This is a genomic window from Hoyosella sp. YIM 151337 (genome assembly GCF_026041215.1).
Lineage (GTDB): Bacteria > Actinomycetota > Actinomycetes > Mycobacteriales > Mycobacteriaceae > Hoyosella.
This window is the reverse complement of sequence record NZ_JAPEIQ010000013.1, coordinates 112,152-128,220: the sequence shown is the minus strand read 5'-3', so window position 1 is coordinate 128,220 and position 16,069 is coordinate 112,152. Positions and strand designations below refer to the sequence as shown.

General features: G+C 63.0%; 10 protein-coding genes. 5 read left to right on the top strand and 5 right to left on the bottom strand.

Annotated features, from left to right (window positions below; all coding sequences use genetic code 11):
• Positions 1–2: 2 nt before the first annotated feature.
• From ehuC to ONR57_RS06675, 3 genes are all read right to left on the bottom strand, one after another.
• Positions 3–737 (bottom strand): ectoine/hydroxyectoine ABC transporter permease subunit EhuC, encoded by a 735-nt coding sequence (ehuC, locus tag ONR57_RS06685; protein WP_265122325.1) that lies wholly within the window; start codon positions 735–737, stop codon positions 3–5.
• Positions 734–1,588 (bottom strand): transporter substrate-binding domain-containing protein, encoded by an 855-nt coding sequence (locus ONR57_RS06680; protein WP_265122731.1) that lies wholly within the window; start codon positions 1,586–1,588, stop codon positions 734–736. The genes ehuC and ONR57_RS06680 overlap by 4 nt, the downstream gene beginning before the upstream one ends.
• Positions 1,589–1,921: 333 nt before the next feature.
• Positions 1,922–3,424, bottom strand: a complete 1,503-nt coding sequence (locus ONR57_RS06675; RefSeq protein WP_265122323.1) for a DHA2 family efflux MFS transporter permease subunit — start codon at positions 3,422–3,424, stop codon at positions 1,922–1,924.
• 98 nt (positions 3,425–3,522) lie between these two features.
• On the opposite strand from ONR57_RS06675, the gene ONR57_RS06670 reads away from it, so the two are divergent.
• Positions 3,523–4,302: a hypothetical protein gene (locus tag ONR57_RS06670; protein ID WP_265122322.1), complete on the top strand. Its 780-nt coding sequence runs from the start codon at positions 3,523–3,525 to the stop codon at positions 4,300–4,302.
• Positions 4,303–4,353: 51 nt separating this feature from the next.
• On the opposite strand, the gene ONR57_RS06665 is transcribed toward ONR57_RS06670, so the two are convergent.
• Positions 4,354–7,461, bottom strand: coding sequence for a serine/threonine-protein kinase (locus tag ONR57_RS06665; protein ID WP_265122321.1), 3,108 nt, complete (start codon positions 7,459–7,461; stop codon positions 4,354–4,356).
• Between the two features lie 530 nt (positions 7,462–7,991).
• Between ONR57_RS06665 and ONR57_RS06660 the strand changes: the two genes are divergently transcribed.
• From ONR57_RS06660 to narI, 4 genes are read left to right on the top strand one after another with little or no spacing between them, the layout of a single operon-like run.
• Positions 7,992–11,690: a nitrate reductase subunit alpha gene (locus ONR57_RS06660; protein WP_265122320.1), complete on the top strand. Its 3,699-nt coding sequence runs from the start codon at positions 7,992–7,994 to the stop codon at positions 11,688–11,690.
• A gap of 34 nt (positions 11,691–11,724) precedes the next feature.
• A complete protein-coding gene (narH, locus tag ONR57_RS06655) occupies positions 11,725–13,359 on the top strand; it encodes a nitrate reductase subunit beta (protein WP_265122319.1) in 1,635 nt (544 codons plus the stop codon).
• The gene (narJ, locus tag ONR57_RS06650) at positions 13,356–14,060 is read left to right on the top strand and encodes a nitrate reductase molybdenum cofactor assembly chaperone (RefSeq protein ID WP_265122317.1); all 705 of its coding nucleotides are present in this window, start codon (positions 13,356–13,358) and stop codon (positions 14,058–14,060) included. The genes narH and narJ overlap by 4 nt, the downstream gene beginning before the upstream one ends.
• Positions 14,057–14,788, top strand: coding sequence for a respiratory nitrate reductase subunit gamma (narI, locus tag ONR57_RS06645; RefSeq protein WP_265122315.1), 732 nt, complete (start codon positions 14,057–14,059; stop codon positions 14,786–14,788). Before narJ ends, narI begins: the two co-directional genes overlap by 4 nt.
• A 93-nt stretch (positions 14,789–14,881) precedes the next feature.
• Here the strand turns inward: narI and ONR57_RS06640 are convergent, their stop codons facing one another.
• Entirely contained in the window at positions 14,882–16,051 is a 1,170-nt protein-coding gene (locus ONR57_RS06640; RefSeq protein WP_265122313.1) for a low temperature requirement protein A, read from the bottom strand.
• Between the last annotated feature and the right edge of the window lie 18 nt (positions 16,052–16,069).

Sequence of the window (16,069 nt, the reverse complement as noted above, 5' to 3'; positions counted from 1 at the left end):
GTTTACCCCCTTCCCGTTCCGGCGACAACCGCTGAATCAACGTCTGGTTTGAGTCTGAAGATCTCTCGCATCGAGGGGCCGCGGCCAAGCCGGTGCTTCGCGCGCGCCTCCACGAGCTGCATCACCAGCGTGAGGATGTACGCGAGGACGAAATAGATGACGAGCGCGATCCCGAAGGCAAAAAAGGTATCACCTGTAGTCTCACGCAATCGGTTGATCTGGAATGTGAGATCCTGCAGCGTGATAGCCGTGACGATCGCCGTTCCCTTGAGCAAATGGATAAGAAGGTTCGTCAGGGCGGGGATCATCAGTACCCACGCTTGCGGGAAAATCACCCGGCGCATTCGCTGCGCTGGGCTGAAGTTCATCGCGATAGCGGCCTCCCACTGAACCTTGGGCACGGCGTTGATCGATCCGCGCACAACTTCGGCTCCGTAGGCGCCGTAATTGAGGCCCAGTGCGAGGATGCCCACGACGATCGGTTCGAGGCGGACGCCGAAAGCAGGCAGCACGAAGAACAGCCAAAAAGCCTGCACCAGCAGTGACGTGCCCCGGAAGAGTTCAATGAAGGCGCGCGCGCCGCCGCGCACAAGCGGATTGTGCACGCGAGCGGCGAGTCCGAAGGCAATCGCGACGACCAGCGCGAGCAGCGCTCCACCGATGGTGAGTTGCACCGTCACGACGATGCCGTCAATGATTCGGGGGAGCGCTGCTCTTAAGGCGTCGAAGTTGCTCATGCACCGTTCCCGGTGTCGTCTTCGCCGCCCTCTTCGTCACCGACGCCGGGTACGCCCTCACACAGCATTTCGGTTGTGAGTTCCGGGCCGGGGAATTCATTCATACTGAACCCGAAGGGCTCCATGAGCTCAAGCCAGCGCTGCGGGTCCGATTTAATCTCGGCGAGTTGCTCGTTGTAGGCATCGAGCAACTCGGTGTCATCCTGGCGGAACACTGTCGCGCCAGCGCCAATCTGCGGTACGCCGTTGATCTCCGCGACGAACGAATCCGTGACTTCCACCGGAGCGTCGGGCCGGTTCTCGGCCATCCAGTTCAGTGACACACCAGTGAGGGCGAAGACATCAGCGCGGCCCCCGATGACGGCGTCCATCCCGTCGACCGGGTTGCCGATAGGCGTGACCTCGATGCCGAGTGCGTTGGCATAGTCGACTTCGATCGCTCCGGTGAGAGCCACCATCCTGGCACCGGCATCCGCGATCGATTGCATGTCGGACAGGTTCATCGGGTTGCCTTCCGGCACCATGAGTGCTGTGGTGTAGACGATTTCGGGCTCGCTGAACGCGGCTTGTTCGCAGCGGTCCGGCAGGATTGACATGCCGGCGCTCACGGCGTCGAAGCGCCCGGCGTTGAGGCCTGGGATCAGCGATCCGAACTCGGTCTGGACGCCATCGACCTCACCGATTCCCAGATTGCCGAAGATCTCACGGTGCAGCGCGACGGTCCCTCCGGTGAGTTGGCCGCCTTCTTCGAAGCTGTACGGCGCTTCACCGGCGAATCCCACGGTGATGGAGCCCTGCTCCGCGAGTTCGTCCACGGTGAGCGAACCGGTTGCGCACCCGCTGAGGGCCATTGCGAGAGCCCCCGCTCCCGCGACGTATCCGGTGCGCCGTGATTTCTTTGTGAGTCCTTTAGCCGTGATGTCCGTGCGCGCCACCTGGATGTCCTTCCATTTGTGGCATACGAAACAACCTCTGGCCGCGGTATTCTCCGCCTACACGCGCCGCGATCCTGGTCGCGATTGACCCGTATGCCTCCGTTGTTGTCTGGCTGGTAGTTAACTGGCTAATTGATCGGCACCGACCCTAGTCACCTTTGAGGCAGCTAGCAGCGCTGTTGGTGCCGGATGGGGCCACCCGTGACCCAGATGTAACGAAAACCCGTCAATGCTCGCGCTGCCCGGTGGTCATCGCTGAGGGGGTGCGGGTACGCGCGGCTGGAAGAACGTCACAGCGATGGCGCCGCCCAGGAGAACTGCGGCGGGGAGGAAAAGCGACTGGCCCATGGCGGTGCTGAATGCTCCGGCAGTATCCGCCGTCACCACTGTGGCGCCATCAGGTGTCACAGGAACGCCAAGTGTGCTGCTGCGGGCCGCCATAAGAGCTGCGATGCTCGCGCTGCCGAGTACGGCCCCGGTCTGGCGCATGGTGTTGTACACGCCAGCTCCGGCCCCGGCGACGGTGTGGCCGAGACCGCGGGTCGCGGTCGTTGAGAGTGGGGACCAGATGCCAGCGTTAGCGGCGCCAATGAGCGCGAGTGGGATCATTAGGAGCCAGAACGGTGTCCCTGGGCGCATGATGAGACCGAGCCACACCGTCGAGGCCGCAAGGATGAAAAACGACGGAACCGCGATCACACGTGCGTCAATGCGGTCAACGGAGCGCCCCGCCAATGGCGCGAGTACACCCGCGAGGATGGCGACAGGGACGAGGAGCACGGCGGCCTGCCCAGCGCTTAGGCCGAGCGCTTCCTGCGCGTACAGCATCACGGGCAGGAACATGCCCACCGAGGCGAAACCCATTGTGAAGATGCCGAACGCGGCCAGGGAGAAGTTGCGGTCGCGGAAAATTGATAACGGCAGCAGGGGGTCCCGCGAGGTCAGCGCCTGCCGGAGTACGAACAGTACGAACAGCACTGTGCCCGCAGCAATCATCATGGGAATCGACACAACGCCGGTCACGGTGCCCCAATCGTATTTTCCACCCTCCTGGATGCCGAACACGATGAGGAAGACAGCGCTCGCGCTCAGTACGACCGAAAGCATGTCGATACTGCGCGCGGCGCGCGGCAGGTTGGGTACAAGGCGCCATGCGAGCACAAAAGCGAGCAAACCGAGCGGGATGTTGACGAAAAAGATCCACTCCCAGCCGAGCGTCCCCACAATCAGTCCGCCGAGGAGTGGCCCTGCTAGAGTCGCCGCCCCCGCGACGGCACCCCACATTCCCATTGCGGTCCCGCGCCGTTCCGGCGGAAAGGTTCGGGTGATGACCGCCATCGTTTGCGGGGACATTAATGACGCCCCGATGCCCTGGATGACTCGGGCCGCAATCAGTGTCCCGATCGTGCTGGACAGTCCGCATACGACCGATGCCGCGGTGAATGTGACGAGTCCAATGAGATACACGCGTTTGGGGCCGAACCGGTCACCGAGGCGGCCCGTAATCAGCAGTGGCACCGCGAACGCAAGCATGTAACCGCTGGTGACCCAGACCGCGGTCGCGATATCAGTGTCGAGTTCGCGCATGATTGTCGGGGTCGCGACGGTGACGATCGTGGTGTCCATCAAGATCATAAAGAACCCGAGGCAGAGTGCCCACAAACCAGCCCACGGGCTCACCGAGGCTGTGCGCGTCCCTGCGGGCGAAGCACGATTCGGTCCGGCAGGGCTGGCACCTGCAGGCGTTGACATACAGTCATCCTCTCGAATCGCGCTCGGCGCGATGACAGCAGTGTCACAGCTCGGCAGACGTTCGGCGCAAACCGGGCAGCGCGCCGTAGCATGGGCGCATGGACTCGCGTGTGAAGCATCGACTCGTGATTGCAGCCGCTGCAGCGGGATTCCTCGTCCTAGCGGGGTGTGCGCAGCCTGACGCTCCTGCGCCGGACGACACCACGGTGCCGCCGGTGCCGCCCACGGCCGTTAGCCCCACCGAGGAACCTGCGGACCCGGCAGACGAGGACGAATCGTTAGAAGGCGAACCGAGCCTATTCGGCCCCGAAGCAGGTGCGGACATGACGATCGTCGGGGTGGAATACCCCGGTACGATCGCACTGCTCGAAACGCCCGGGGAAACGGCCTCAGTAATCAGCGATCTCGATCCGCTGACCGCGATTCTTACCGCGACCGGCAACAACTGGTCGCTGCCCGACTCAACCTGGTACGAACTGGACTCTGGGGAAAGCACCGGCTGGGTAAACGCCCGTAACCTCACCCAGCTCGGCCAGACTGATGACGCCACGAGCGCGATCGTCGAGGCCGAAGGCCGCTTCAGTGCGGACTCCATTGAAGAGCTGGGGCTGCAGGTCGCGGAGTTCTACGCGTCAGACGAGCCGCCTTCACGTGTCGTGAAGTCCGGGCCCGCGGAACGTGGGGATTTGCACGAGGTGACATACGACGTCGTGGGACTCGGAGATGACTCCGTGATGGGTTACCGGCTGCACGTTTTTGGCTTGCCCGCGGAGGACGCGGCTGAGACGGAAACTACAGAAGGTGCAGTCACGCTGCGCACCGTTGAACGCACGGTGATGTGTGCACGCGGCGTCACCGGCGAAGGGCTGTGCGTCTAGACAGGCCGAGTGTCGTCACGCTCTTGTTGCGTGCTGGTGGTTGCGCCAGACTCACTCGAAGCTCAGCATTTCCGCCGCACTGGTCGACGCGGTGTGGCCAGGCCGGGTCGCGCCGCCAACCGCGTACACCGTGGTGTCTACTGTGACGAGCGAGAGCCCATGCCGCCCGCGCAGGAGGTCCGGCAGTTGGGTCCACGCGCCCGTGGCGGGATTCAAGGCGAAGGCACTGGACAGCACATGCGTCGGCTCTTCACCCCCCGCAATGACGATGTAGCCCTCCCGCGCCGCGGTCTGGACGTACGTGGCTGCCAGTCCGCCACGGGGCTCCGGCAGCGGAGGCAGGAACTCCCACCTGCCGGTCACGGGGTCAAAACGCTCAACCGCGGCGGAATTGCGATCCACAGTGAGTTCACGGCCGCCGATCGCGTACACGTAGGTGCCGTCGCTCGCTGCAGCGAGATGTTCGCGGGGGGTGGGGATATCGCCAGCGACTGTCCACGCGGTGCCATCGAACACCTCAGTTTCGCGCACGAGTTCACCGTCTGACTGGCCACCTAGCACAACGATCTTGTTTCCGGCGACCGCTGCGGCGGCCGCGGCACGCGGATGATTCAATGCCGGAAGTTCGGTCCACTGGCCGCTGCGCAGAGCGAATACACGGTCGGACACAACCGCGGAGGTGTCGCCCCCTTCCGCCGACCAGCCGCCGATGAGCACTAGCTCGTTGCGGTACGACACGGCCGCCGCGTGATTCACGTCGACCGGCAGCGGTGGTGCCAGTCCGCGACGCCAATCGGGGGGCCGTCCGCTGGGATCAAACGCCTCGACGAGTGCCGTCGATCCACGGTCATCGATGCCCCCAGCTACCCAGGCAAGTCCGTCGACGACAGCTGCGGCCGACCATTGCCTTGGCGTGCCCGGCTCGGCCACCTCGATCCACCAGTCGGTATCTGTGCGCGGTGCGGGGATGCGGAGGGTTTCCGTGCTCGCGGTCGCATTGCGATGCCCGATCTGCGTTGCACCGCCGATCGCCTGAACTTCCCCGCGAACCGCCGCCACTGATAATCCGTGCCGCGGGGTTCCGAGCTCGGGGAGCTCTGACCAGGTTTCAGAAGCGAGGTCGTACGCCTCGGCGGCGCCGCTGACGCGATCGGGCAGTTCACCGCCGACCGCGATGATCCGGCCGTCGGAGTATGCAGCCCCGAGGCCGCCGCGCGGGGTGGGCAGGTCTGGCAGTTGCGTCCACGTGTCTGCCGCGGGGTCGTACCGTTCGAATGCTGCGGTGTTGGCGTCAACCGAAAGCTGCCGGCCCCCGACCGCATACACGTAGGTGCCGTCCGTGGCCGCACCGAGATGTTCACGGGGTACCGGAATGGGTGCGGCTGTGGACCACTCGTTTCCGTCGAACACCTCGGTTTCAGTAACGAGCTCACCGTTCGCCTGACCACCAAAAACTACTATCTTGCCATCCGCGACAGCGGCCGCAGCGGCGGCGCGGGGGTGGTTGAGCGGCGGCAATTCGACCCAACGGCGCCCCTCACGGAGCGTGAGTGCCTGGCCAGTAACGCTGGATCCATCATCGAGCCAGCCGCCAATAACGACGAGGTCACCGTTGTAGACAACGGCGGCCGCGTGGTCCACTGGCTCAGGCAGGCTCAGTCCGGTGCGCCATTGGCGCCCCCCGCCTGGATCGTATCCGCGGACCGCGTCGCTGCCCGCCCCGTTGTCATCGAGGCCACCGATCACCCAGACAATGCCGCCCTCGTCTACCGCGGTCGCGGTTTGCTGCCGGGATAGCGGCGCGTCCGAATACGGCAGCCAGGTCGCCGCCACTGTCTCGAATGAGCATTCATCGTGGGAGTACGGCGGCATCGTGCACGCCGCTGCTCCGCCGCGCGGCCACAATGCCCATGTCACACCGGCGATGAGGATCGGAATGAGGACGATCGCCGCGTAGGCAGAAATCCTTCGCGCGCGGCTTCGACGAGTCTCCGGCGGCGCAGCGCGGTGCGACGGCTCGGCTGTAGGCGCTGGGCTGGCGGCGGCTCCTGCCTGTTCAGCCGGTTTCGCGGGCGGAATAGCAGGTGGCGGTGCAGGAGCTGCTTCGGTGGGCGGTGCAGTAGGTGAAGGGGGCGTGAATTCGTTATAGCCAGGGGAGACGGTCTCCGTAAGACCGGAGCCACCAGCCCCGAAGCCGCTGGCGAATGTTTCGTCGCTGCCCTCGCTCTCATCGAACTCAGGAATCGCCATATCGTCGACCGGCAGCCCAAAACGTTCTTGCGCGGCTTGCAGCGCGTGGCCAAACTCCTCGGCGCTGGACCAGCGATCCTCAGGCTGGAGGGCCATCGCCGTCTCGATGGCCGTACAGACGACGTCGGGTATGCCGCGCGGCCGAAGATCCGGAATCTGCTGGGTCGTGATGCGCACGTACTGAGCGACGAGCTCTTCGCCGGTGCGGCGGTCGTGGGCGGCTTTCCCGGTGATCAGTGCGAACAGGGTCGCGCCGAGCGCGTAGATGTCGGCGGCAAGCGTGGGTTTGCCACCTTGGAGCACTTCCGGTGCGGTGTATGCAAGCGAGCCGGTGAAGGCGGCGGTGGCGGTTTCGAAACCACCCTCGATGCGGGCTATGCCAAAGTCGGTGAGTCGCGGCTCGTCGTAATCGGACATGAGGATGTTGCCCGGTTTGACGTCGCGATGCAGGGTCCCGACGCGGTGTGCCGTTTCGAGCGCTCCCGCGAGCTTGACTCCGATGCTGATCGCGCTGCTCCACGCCATCGGTCCATGCCGTCGCAAGCGCACGGCGAGCGAGTCGCGCGGGTGAAACGGCATCACTATGTATGGGCGTCCGGATGCCGTTGTACCGACCTGGATGATGTTCACGATATTGGGATGGCCGGACAACCGCCCCATCGCATGGCCTTCGCGGAGAAACCGCTCGCGGTTGTCACGATCCAGATCGGATGAAAGCACTTTAACGGCGACAACACGGCCCACTGCCGCTTGTACACACCGATAGACGGTGCCGAAACCGCCGCGGCCCACCAGCTTGGCACTGGTAAACCCGGCAGCTGCGAGTTCGTCCGCGAGTCCGGCGCCATCGGCGCTGCCTCCGGAATACGGTCTGCCGGCTGTGCCGGGAGTGTCCCCTTCGCTTGTCATTTCGTCCAGCCTCCTATTGCGGGACGGACGACAGACCCGAACTGTGTCGCCGGCGCCACGAGCGATCCTCTCACCAGGTGCGGGCTGCCCGTTCTTAGTTTCCCACCAGACTCGGAGGGCGTCTACGCTCCTTAACTCTTGTTAGCAATCTTGCGCCCCCGCGCCGAGGATGCCCAGCCACCCTAGGTGTGAGATTCCTGCACCCGCATCCCTGCGGGCAATTCGTCTCGTGCGTTTCGCAACGTTAAATTTCTGTTCCGCACACTTCACCGCGCCGCAGCGACCTGAAGGAGCGCGGCGCATAATGCGCTGTTCACACGCATGTGCCCACCTCGGCCGGCGCCTCGTGTGTAACTGCCGCATTGCGCGCTCCGCACGGGTTTCCACACCGCATGGTGCGATGCGCAGCGCGCGTTGAGTCGCAGGTCAACCCGTATATACAGTCATCTCCACCTGCCCAGCCCATCGCAGTTTGCACGAGATGCCGGAGTTTACGAACCGGCTTCTGGTGGTCCTACGAGAGGACAGTTGTGACCGACCTTGCCCACTCTCGCGCGCGCAGTGTAAGCAGTCCAGACATCGCCGAATCACTGCTGCGCCTTGGCCGTCATTTTCAGCGCGGCGACGCCTCCGCCGACTTGCGCACGGTGCACAAGTCTGGCGGGCGACAAGCGGACGCTTTCTACCGCGATCGCATGTCCTACGACAAGGTTGTTCGTTCCACACACGGAGTGAACTGCACCGGATCGTGTTCGTGGAAGATCTACGTCAAAGACGGAATCATCACCTGGGAAGCGCAACAGACCGACTATCCGTCGATCGGTGCCGACAAACCTGAATACGAGCCGCGCGGCTGCCCTCGCGGCGCATCGTTCTCCTGGTACACCTATTCACCCGCGCGGATCCGTTACCCCTACGTTCGGGGGACGTTGCTTGAAATGTACCGGGCAGCGAAGGAACGGCTTAAGGATCCCGTGCTGGCGTGGGCCGATATCGCCGATGACCCAGAGCAGTCGCGCCGCTACAAGAACGCCCGCGGCAAAGGTGGCTTCGTTCGGGCCGAATGGTGGGAAGCGGCCGAAATGGTCGCTGCGGCGCACGTTCACACGATCAAAAAGTACGGACCGGACCGGGTCGCTGGGTTCTCACCGATCCCGGCGATGTCGATGGTCTCGCACGCGGTTGGCGCCCGTTTCGTATCGATGCTGGGCGGCACGATGTTGTCGTTCTACGACTGGTACGCCGACCTGCCCGAAGCGTCGCCGCAGGTATTCGGTGACCAGACCGATGTGCCCGAGTCCGCCGACTGGTTCGACGCCGGTTACCTCATCATGTGGGGCTCGAATGTTCCGGTGACACGCACACCGGACGCCCATTACATGACCGAAGCCCGGTACCGGGGCCAGAAAGTCATTGTCGTCTCGCCCGATTACGCCGATAACACCAAGTTCGCGGATGAATGGCTGCCCGCCCGACCGGGCACCGACGGTGCGCTGGCCATGTCGATGGGGCACGTCATTCTGAAAGAGTTCTTCGTAGAGAAAACGACACCGCGGTTTCTTTCCTACGTCCGCACCTATACCGATCTGCCCTTCCTGGTAACGCTCGAAGAGCGCGGCGGCGGGTTCGTGCCGGGCAAGTTCCTCACGGCCGCGGACCTCGGATCTGATGCCGAGGGTGCGGAGTTCAAAACTGTCCTCCTCGACTCCGAGACTGGCGAGCCGTTCGTGCCGAATGGTTCACTGGGACATCGCTTCACCGCGTCCGGTAAGGGGCAGTGGAATCTTGATCTCGGCGATCGGGTCCCGGCACTTACCCTGCACGGCGGAGCCGAGGCAGCGGAGGTGAGACTGCCGCGCTTCGACACTCCCACACCCGAAGTGCTCACGCGCGGGGTACCAGTACGCACTGTCGCCGGCAAGCGCGTCACCACCGTGTTTGACCTCATGCTCGCGCAGTACGGCGTGCACCGTGATGGACTGCCGGGCTCCTGGCCGCAGGGCTACGACGACGCATCCGAGACCTACACGCCCGCCTGGCAGGAGGCAATCACCGGTGTAAAGGCCGCGTCCGCGGCGAAGATTGCCCGAGAGTTCGCTGACAATGCGGAGCGCTCCGGTGGCCGATCGATGATCCTGATGGGAGCCGGTACGAACCACTGGTTCCATTCCGATCAGATCTACCGTTCGTTCCTCGCACTGACTTTGCTGACCGGCTGCCAGGGCGTCAACGGCGGCGGCTGGGCGCACTACGTGGGTCAGGAGAAGTGCCGTCCGCTGACTGGTTGGGGCACTTTGGCTTTCGGGCTGGACTGGGCACGTCCACCTCGGCAGATGCAGGGAACGATTTTCTGGTACTTGGCGACGGACCAATGGCGCTACGATCCGTTCACGTCGGAAGTTGTCGCGTCGCCGCTGGCGAAGGGCGCGTTTCGCGGACGCACCGCAGCGGACAACATTGCACTGGCGTCGCGGCTGGGCTGGATGCCCTCCTACCCGACTTTCAACCGCAACCCACTCGACCTCGTGGATGACGCGGAGCGGTTGGGAAAGGACCCTATCGACCACGTCGTCGATGGATTGAAGACCGGTCATCTGCAGTTTGCGTGTGAGGATCCGGATGCACCGGAGAACTTTCCGCGCGTCCTGACGGTGTGGCGGTCGAATCTGCTGGGATCTTCGGCCAAAGGTAACGAGTACTTTCTGAAGCACTTTCTTGGTGCGGACACGAACCTGCGCGCGTCCGACACCGAAGGTATTCGTCCAGAAGAGGTCAAGTGGCGGGACGAGGCACCCGCCGGAAAACTGGATCTGCTGCTGTCCCTTGATTTCCGGATGACCTCGACGACGCTGTTTTCCGACGTCGTGCTTCCCGCCGCGACATGGTACGAGAAGCACGACTTGTCGAGCACCGACATGCATCCCTTTGTCCATGCGTTCTCGCCGGCGATCAGTCCGCCGTGGGAAACAAAAACCGACTTCGATGCGTTTCATCGCATCGCACGCGGCTTCGGCTGGCTTGCTGAGAAGCACCTCGGGAAGCGGAAAGACATCGTAGCGACACCACTGATGCACGACACCGCGGATGCGACCGCACAACCCGGCGGCACTGTCAAAGACTGGAAGAAGGGCGAATGCGAGCCCATTCCTGGCAAGACGATGCCGAAACTTACCGTGGTGGAGCGTGATTATCCAGCACTTGCCGACAAGATGGCGGCCCTCGGCCCACTGGTGGAGCAAATCGGGCTGACCGTGAAAGGCGTGACGACCTACCCCGCGGAGGAGGTGGAGTACCTCAAGGGTGTCAACGGCGTCGTTCCGACCGGCGCCGCCGCGGGCCGGCCATCCCTGAAGAAGGATACGGACGCAGCCGAGGCTATCCTCGCGCTCTCGGGCACGACCAACGGCAGGCTCGCCACCGAAGGTTTTCACAGCCTCGAAACACGCACCGGGACCAAGCTTGCGGACCTGGCGGCAGAGCATGAGGGCAAGCGCATTACATTCGCGGACACGCAAGCCCGTCCCGTGCCGGTGATCACCTCGCCAGAATGGTCGGGGTCAGAGTCGGGCGGACGCAGGTATTCGCCGTTCACCATCAACACTGAACGCCTCAAGCCGTGGCACACCCTCACCGGCCGGCAGCACTTCTACCTTGACCACGACTGGATGTCCGAAATCGGGGAACAGTTGCCGGTATTCCGCCCGCCACTCGATATGACGGCGCTTTTTAGTGAACCGCGCATCGGTGATGTCGCGAATCGTGAAGGCACCGCGGGTGTGACCGTGCGGTACTTGACGCCGCACTCGAAGTGGTCAATTCACTCCGCCTACCAGGACAATCTGCACATGCTGACCCTGTCCCGCGGCGGCCAGACGATCTGGATGTCGGCGGTGGATGCCGAGAAGATTGGGGTGGCGGACAACGACTGGATCGAAGCGGTCAACCGCAACGGTGTCGTGGTCGCGCGCGCAATCGTCAGCCACCGCATGCCCGAAGGAACCGTGTTCATGTACCACGCGCAGGACCGGGCGGTGGATGTGCCGCGCATCGAGCGCACTGGCAAGCGCGGCGGCATTCACAACGCCCTCACCCGCGTGATGATCAAACCATCCCATCTGATCGGGGGATACGCGCAGCAGTCGTTCGCGATCAACTATCACGGCCCGACAGGCAATCAGCGCGACGAGGTGACGACCATTCGTCGCCGTGCGCAGGAGGTGGACTACTGATGGCGCAAACGGGACGTAGGAAGGGAGCACTGCTATGCGGGTGATGGCTCAGATCGCCATGGTCATGAATCTCGACAAATGTATTGGCTGCCATACGTGTTCGGTGACGTGCAAGCAAGCATGGACCAACCGTTCCGGCGTCGAGTACGCGTGGTTCAACAATGTTGAAACCCGCCCGGGGCAGGGCTACCCGCGCCAGTATCAGGATCAAGAACGCTGGAAAGGCGGCTGGACCCTCAATCGGCGCGGCAAAGTAACACTGAAATCGGGATCACGGTTAAAGCGGCTCGGCAACATTTTTGCCAATCCTGACCTGCCGACAGTCGCGGACTACTACGAACCGTGGACGTACGACTACAGCACCATTCTCGGTTCCGGGCCAATGGACACCACGCCTGTCGCGCGTCCGAAATCAGCAATCACCGGTGAAGATACGAAGGTCACGTGGGGCGCAAACTGGGATGACGATCTCGGGGGCGGACCCGAGCAGGTGGCGCAAGACCCGATCCTCAAGCAGGTCAGCCAGAAGATCAAACTTGAGTTCGAGCAGACGTTCATATTTTACCTGCCCCGCATTTGCGAACACTGTCTCAACCCATCATGCGCCGCGTCCTGTCCCTCCGGCGCAATTTACAAACGCTCAGAGGACGGCATCGTGCTGGTTGACCAGGACAAATGCCGAGGCTGGCGGCAGTGCGTGTCGGGTTGCCCGTACAAGAAGATCTATTTCAACCACAAAACGGGCAAAGCAGAAAAGTGCACGTTCTGCTACCCGCGGGTGGAGGTCGGAATACCGACCATCTGTTCGGAGACGTGTGTGGGCCGGCTGCGCTACATCGGCGTGATGCTGTACGACGCTGACGCGGTGACGCAGGCTGCCCAGGTTCCTGACGACCGGGACTTATACCCGGCGCAGCTCAACGTCTTCCTCAACCCGCATGATCCCCGCGTCATCGACGCGGCAGAGAAGGCCGGGATCTCGCCTGACTGGATTGATGCTGCGCAGAATTCGCCGGTGTACAAGCTCATCGCCGACTATCAGGTCGCACTGCCGCTGCACCCGGAATATCGGACTATGCCGATGGTCTGGTACGTGCCGCCGCTCTCGCCGATGGTCGACGCGGTGACAGAGTCTGGCGGCGATGGTGAAGACAGTGGCAATCTGTTCGGTGCGATCGATGCGCTGCGGATCCCAATCGAATACCTCGCAGAGCTGTTCACTGCTGGGGATCCTGGGCCCGTGCGTTCCTCGCTGCAACGGCTCGCGGCAATGCGCGCGCACATGCGTAAGGTCAATCTGGGGGAGGACATCGACCCCTCGGTCGCGCAATCAGTTCACCTCACGACGTACGAGATCGAGGCGATGTACCGCCTGCTCGCGCTCGCGAAGTACGACGAGCGATACGTGATCCCAACGGGTGCAACGTCGGACGCGCACCGTCTTGAAGCGATCGCCACGTCCTGCAGCCTCGACGGTGATGGCGGTCCCGGTATGAACGACGCGGGAATGACGGCGTTCGATGCGATGGCGGAGAAGTTCCACCTCCTGGACGACACCAATGTGGCCGCTCCGGAAGGAAAGGCGAACCGCGTGAATCTGCTGAACTGGGACGGCAACTCCACGAATGGGCTTCTGCCTCAGAAAAACCCAGTGGAGCGTGTGCCGTGAGCCTGCTGCGCAGCCACCGTCCTAAGGACGGCTACACGGAACGCGAAGCGCGCCTTGTCTGGCGAATATGCGCGTTGCTGCTCGACTATCCGCATCCCCGCACGCTTGTGATGCTTCCTGACCTCGTTGCGGCGGCCGACCAACTGCCAAGTTCTGCAAGGGATTCACTGCACAAATTCCTTGAACATGCGCAGCGCGCAGGTCAGCTCGAACTTGCTGCGCACTACGTCGAAACGTTCGACATGCGGCGGCGCTCGAGTCTGCATCTCACGTACTACGCCTACGGAGACACTCGCAAACGAGGCGGGGCGCTGTTGATGATGAAACAGGCATACCGTGCCTCAGGGGCGGTGCTGGATGAGCATGAGTTGCCGGACTACCTGCCCGCCGTCCTCGAATTCGCGGCCACGGTCGACGCCCGTGCAGGAGGGAGAATACTCGCCCGGCACCGCGCGGTTATCGAGCTTCTGCGGCTCTCCCTGCACGACAGCGAGTCACCCTACGCCGCGGTGGCGGACGCACTCTGCCTGACGCTGCGGCCTCTCACAACCACGGATCGCGCGGAGATCAGGGTGCTCGCCTCCGAAGGGCCACCTGAGGAGGAAGTGGGGATGGACCCATACGCGATTGACCCGTCGCTCAACGCGCCGGAGCTGCTGCCGGCGCCGTCATTCCCTGCCCGATCGGGAGGACCGCTGTGAATACACTTCTCTGGCAGATCTTGCCGTACATCGCGCTCACCTCGTTCGTACTGGGGCATATCTGGCGGTACCGTCACGACCAGTTCGGGTGGACGACACGGTCGTCGCAGATCTATGAAAGCCGGTTGCTGCAGATCGGCAGCCCGCTATTTCATTTCGGTCTGCTCGCGGTGATCGCCGGCCACATCGGCGGACTAGCAATCCCGAAAACGTGGACGCAAGCGGTGGGCATCTCCGATCACACTTATCACTACCTGGCAGTGATTCCCGGCACGATCGCAGGGATCGCAGTGATCACTGGACTTGCGATTCTGCTGTACCGCCGGGTCACCGTCCCCGCCGTGCGAAAGTCAACGACCAAGGGCGACATCTTCATGTACGCGGTGTTCATCGTTACCGTCATCACGGGAATGCTGAACACGGTGTGGGAGAACATCTTCGCGGGCGGCTACGACTACCGCGAGACGGTTTCGCCGTGGTTCCGCAGTGTGTTCATGCTGATGCCCGATCCCTCGCTCATGGCTGGTATACCGCTGAGTTTCGCGCTGCATGCGCTCGCAGCCCTCGTGCTCTTTACGATCTGGCCGTTTACCCGGCTCGTCCACGTCTTCAGCGCGCCACTGGGGTACCTGGTTCGCCCCTACGTCGTGTACCGCAGCAAAGATGTCGTGAAACGCGGTACCAGCCCGTACGACCGGGCGTGGGAGACCGCGAACAGCCCGCGGTAGCTCAGCCCGGCCACGGTTTTCCACCCATATGCGTTTCCCGCGGTTGCACACCGTGAGAAGTCGCGTACGGGTGGATAACTCGTTGCCGGGGCCTCAGCCCCGGGCGCATGATCGCAGTTCGCCGGTCGTCGCACCAAGGATGACGAGGACCGCCATCGCGGCTATCGCGACGACAAGGCCAGGAAAATCGGCGATGCCGGCGATGACGAAGAGGCCCGCAACTGCGAGGAGTGCGTACACACGGGACGACGGAACCACCCCGTTACGCGTCTTGTTGAAGATGATGTTGCCGACCAGGTAAATGGCTGGGCCGCCCATGACGATGGCGGCGATGGTCACGTCAGCGGTGTCCATCGGGTGTGACGTTACGAGCTCGATGCCTACGGCAACGACGATTGCTCCCCCAACCATCAGTGCGTGTGCGTACGCGTAGGCACCCCGGGCGGCGGTGGTGGCGTCTGTGTCGGAGCGCAGTTTTCGCTCAACGTTGCCGTGCCGGAAACTGAAGTACAGCCACCACAGGAACACTATTGTCACGAATCCGGTGACTGCACCTGCGATCGTCGGCGCGGTTAGCTCGATGTCAGACAAAGTGAAGCCGAGGACGAGGATTGATTCACCGAGTGCGATGATAAAGAAAAGGCGGTTGCGTTCAGCAAGATGCTCCTCGGTGAGTGGCCAGTCCGCCATGGAGGTCGCCCCGATCCGGGGGAGATAGAAGCCAGCCAGGGGCGCGAGGTAATCGAGGGCCACCGCCACGATCCAGGCAACGAGGCGCAGATCGTCTGGAAGAAAAACTCCGGAAATCCAGAAGATGGACGCAAATACACTCCACGACAGCAGTTGCGCGTAGTTGCGCGCCATGAGCTGGCCGCGAAAGGCCCATACCATGAACGCGCTGCGAACAAGCTGCAGAAAGACGTAGCCGCCGACGAACAACGCGGCGCTGTCCGCAAACGCGTCTGGAATCGCAATCGCCATCACCAGCGCGGCGAACATGAGCACAGCGAGAAGGCCCCGCACACCAGCGTGGTCAGGATCGAGCCAGTTCATCGCCCATGCCGTGTAGTTCCACCCCCACCACACCGCGAAAAACAGGACGAGTGCTTCCGCGGCGCCGCGGAAGCTTACGTCGTACAACAAGTAATGAGACAACTGAATGATCGTGAAGACATAGACAAGGTCGAAAAAGAGCTCGATTGCCCCTACGCTGTGGTCACGTCGGCGGCGCAGGACACCAAAAGGTAAGGCCTGAGTCGGCATGCGCCAGAAACTATCACT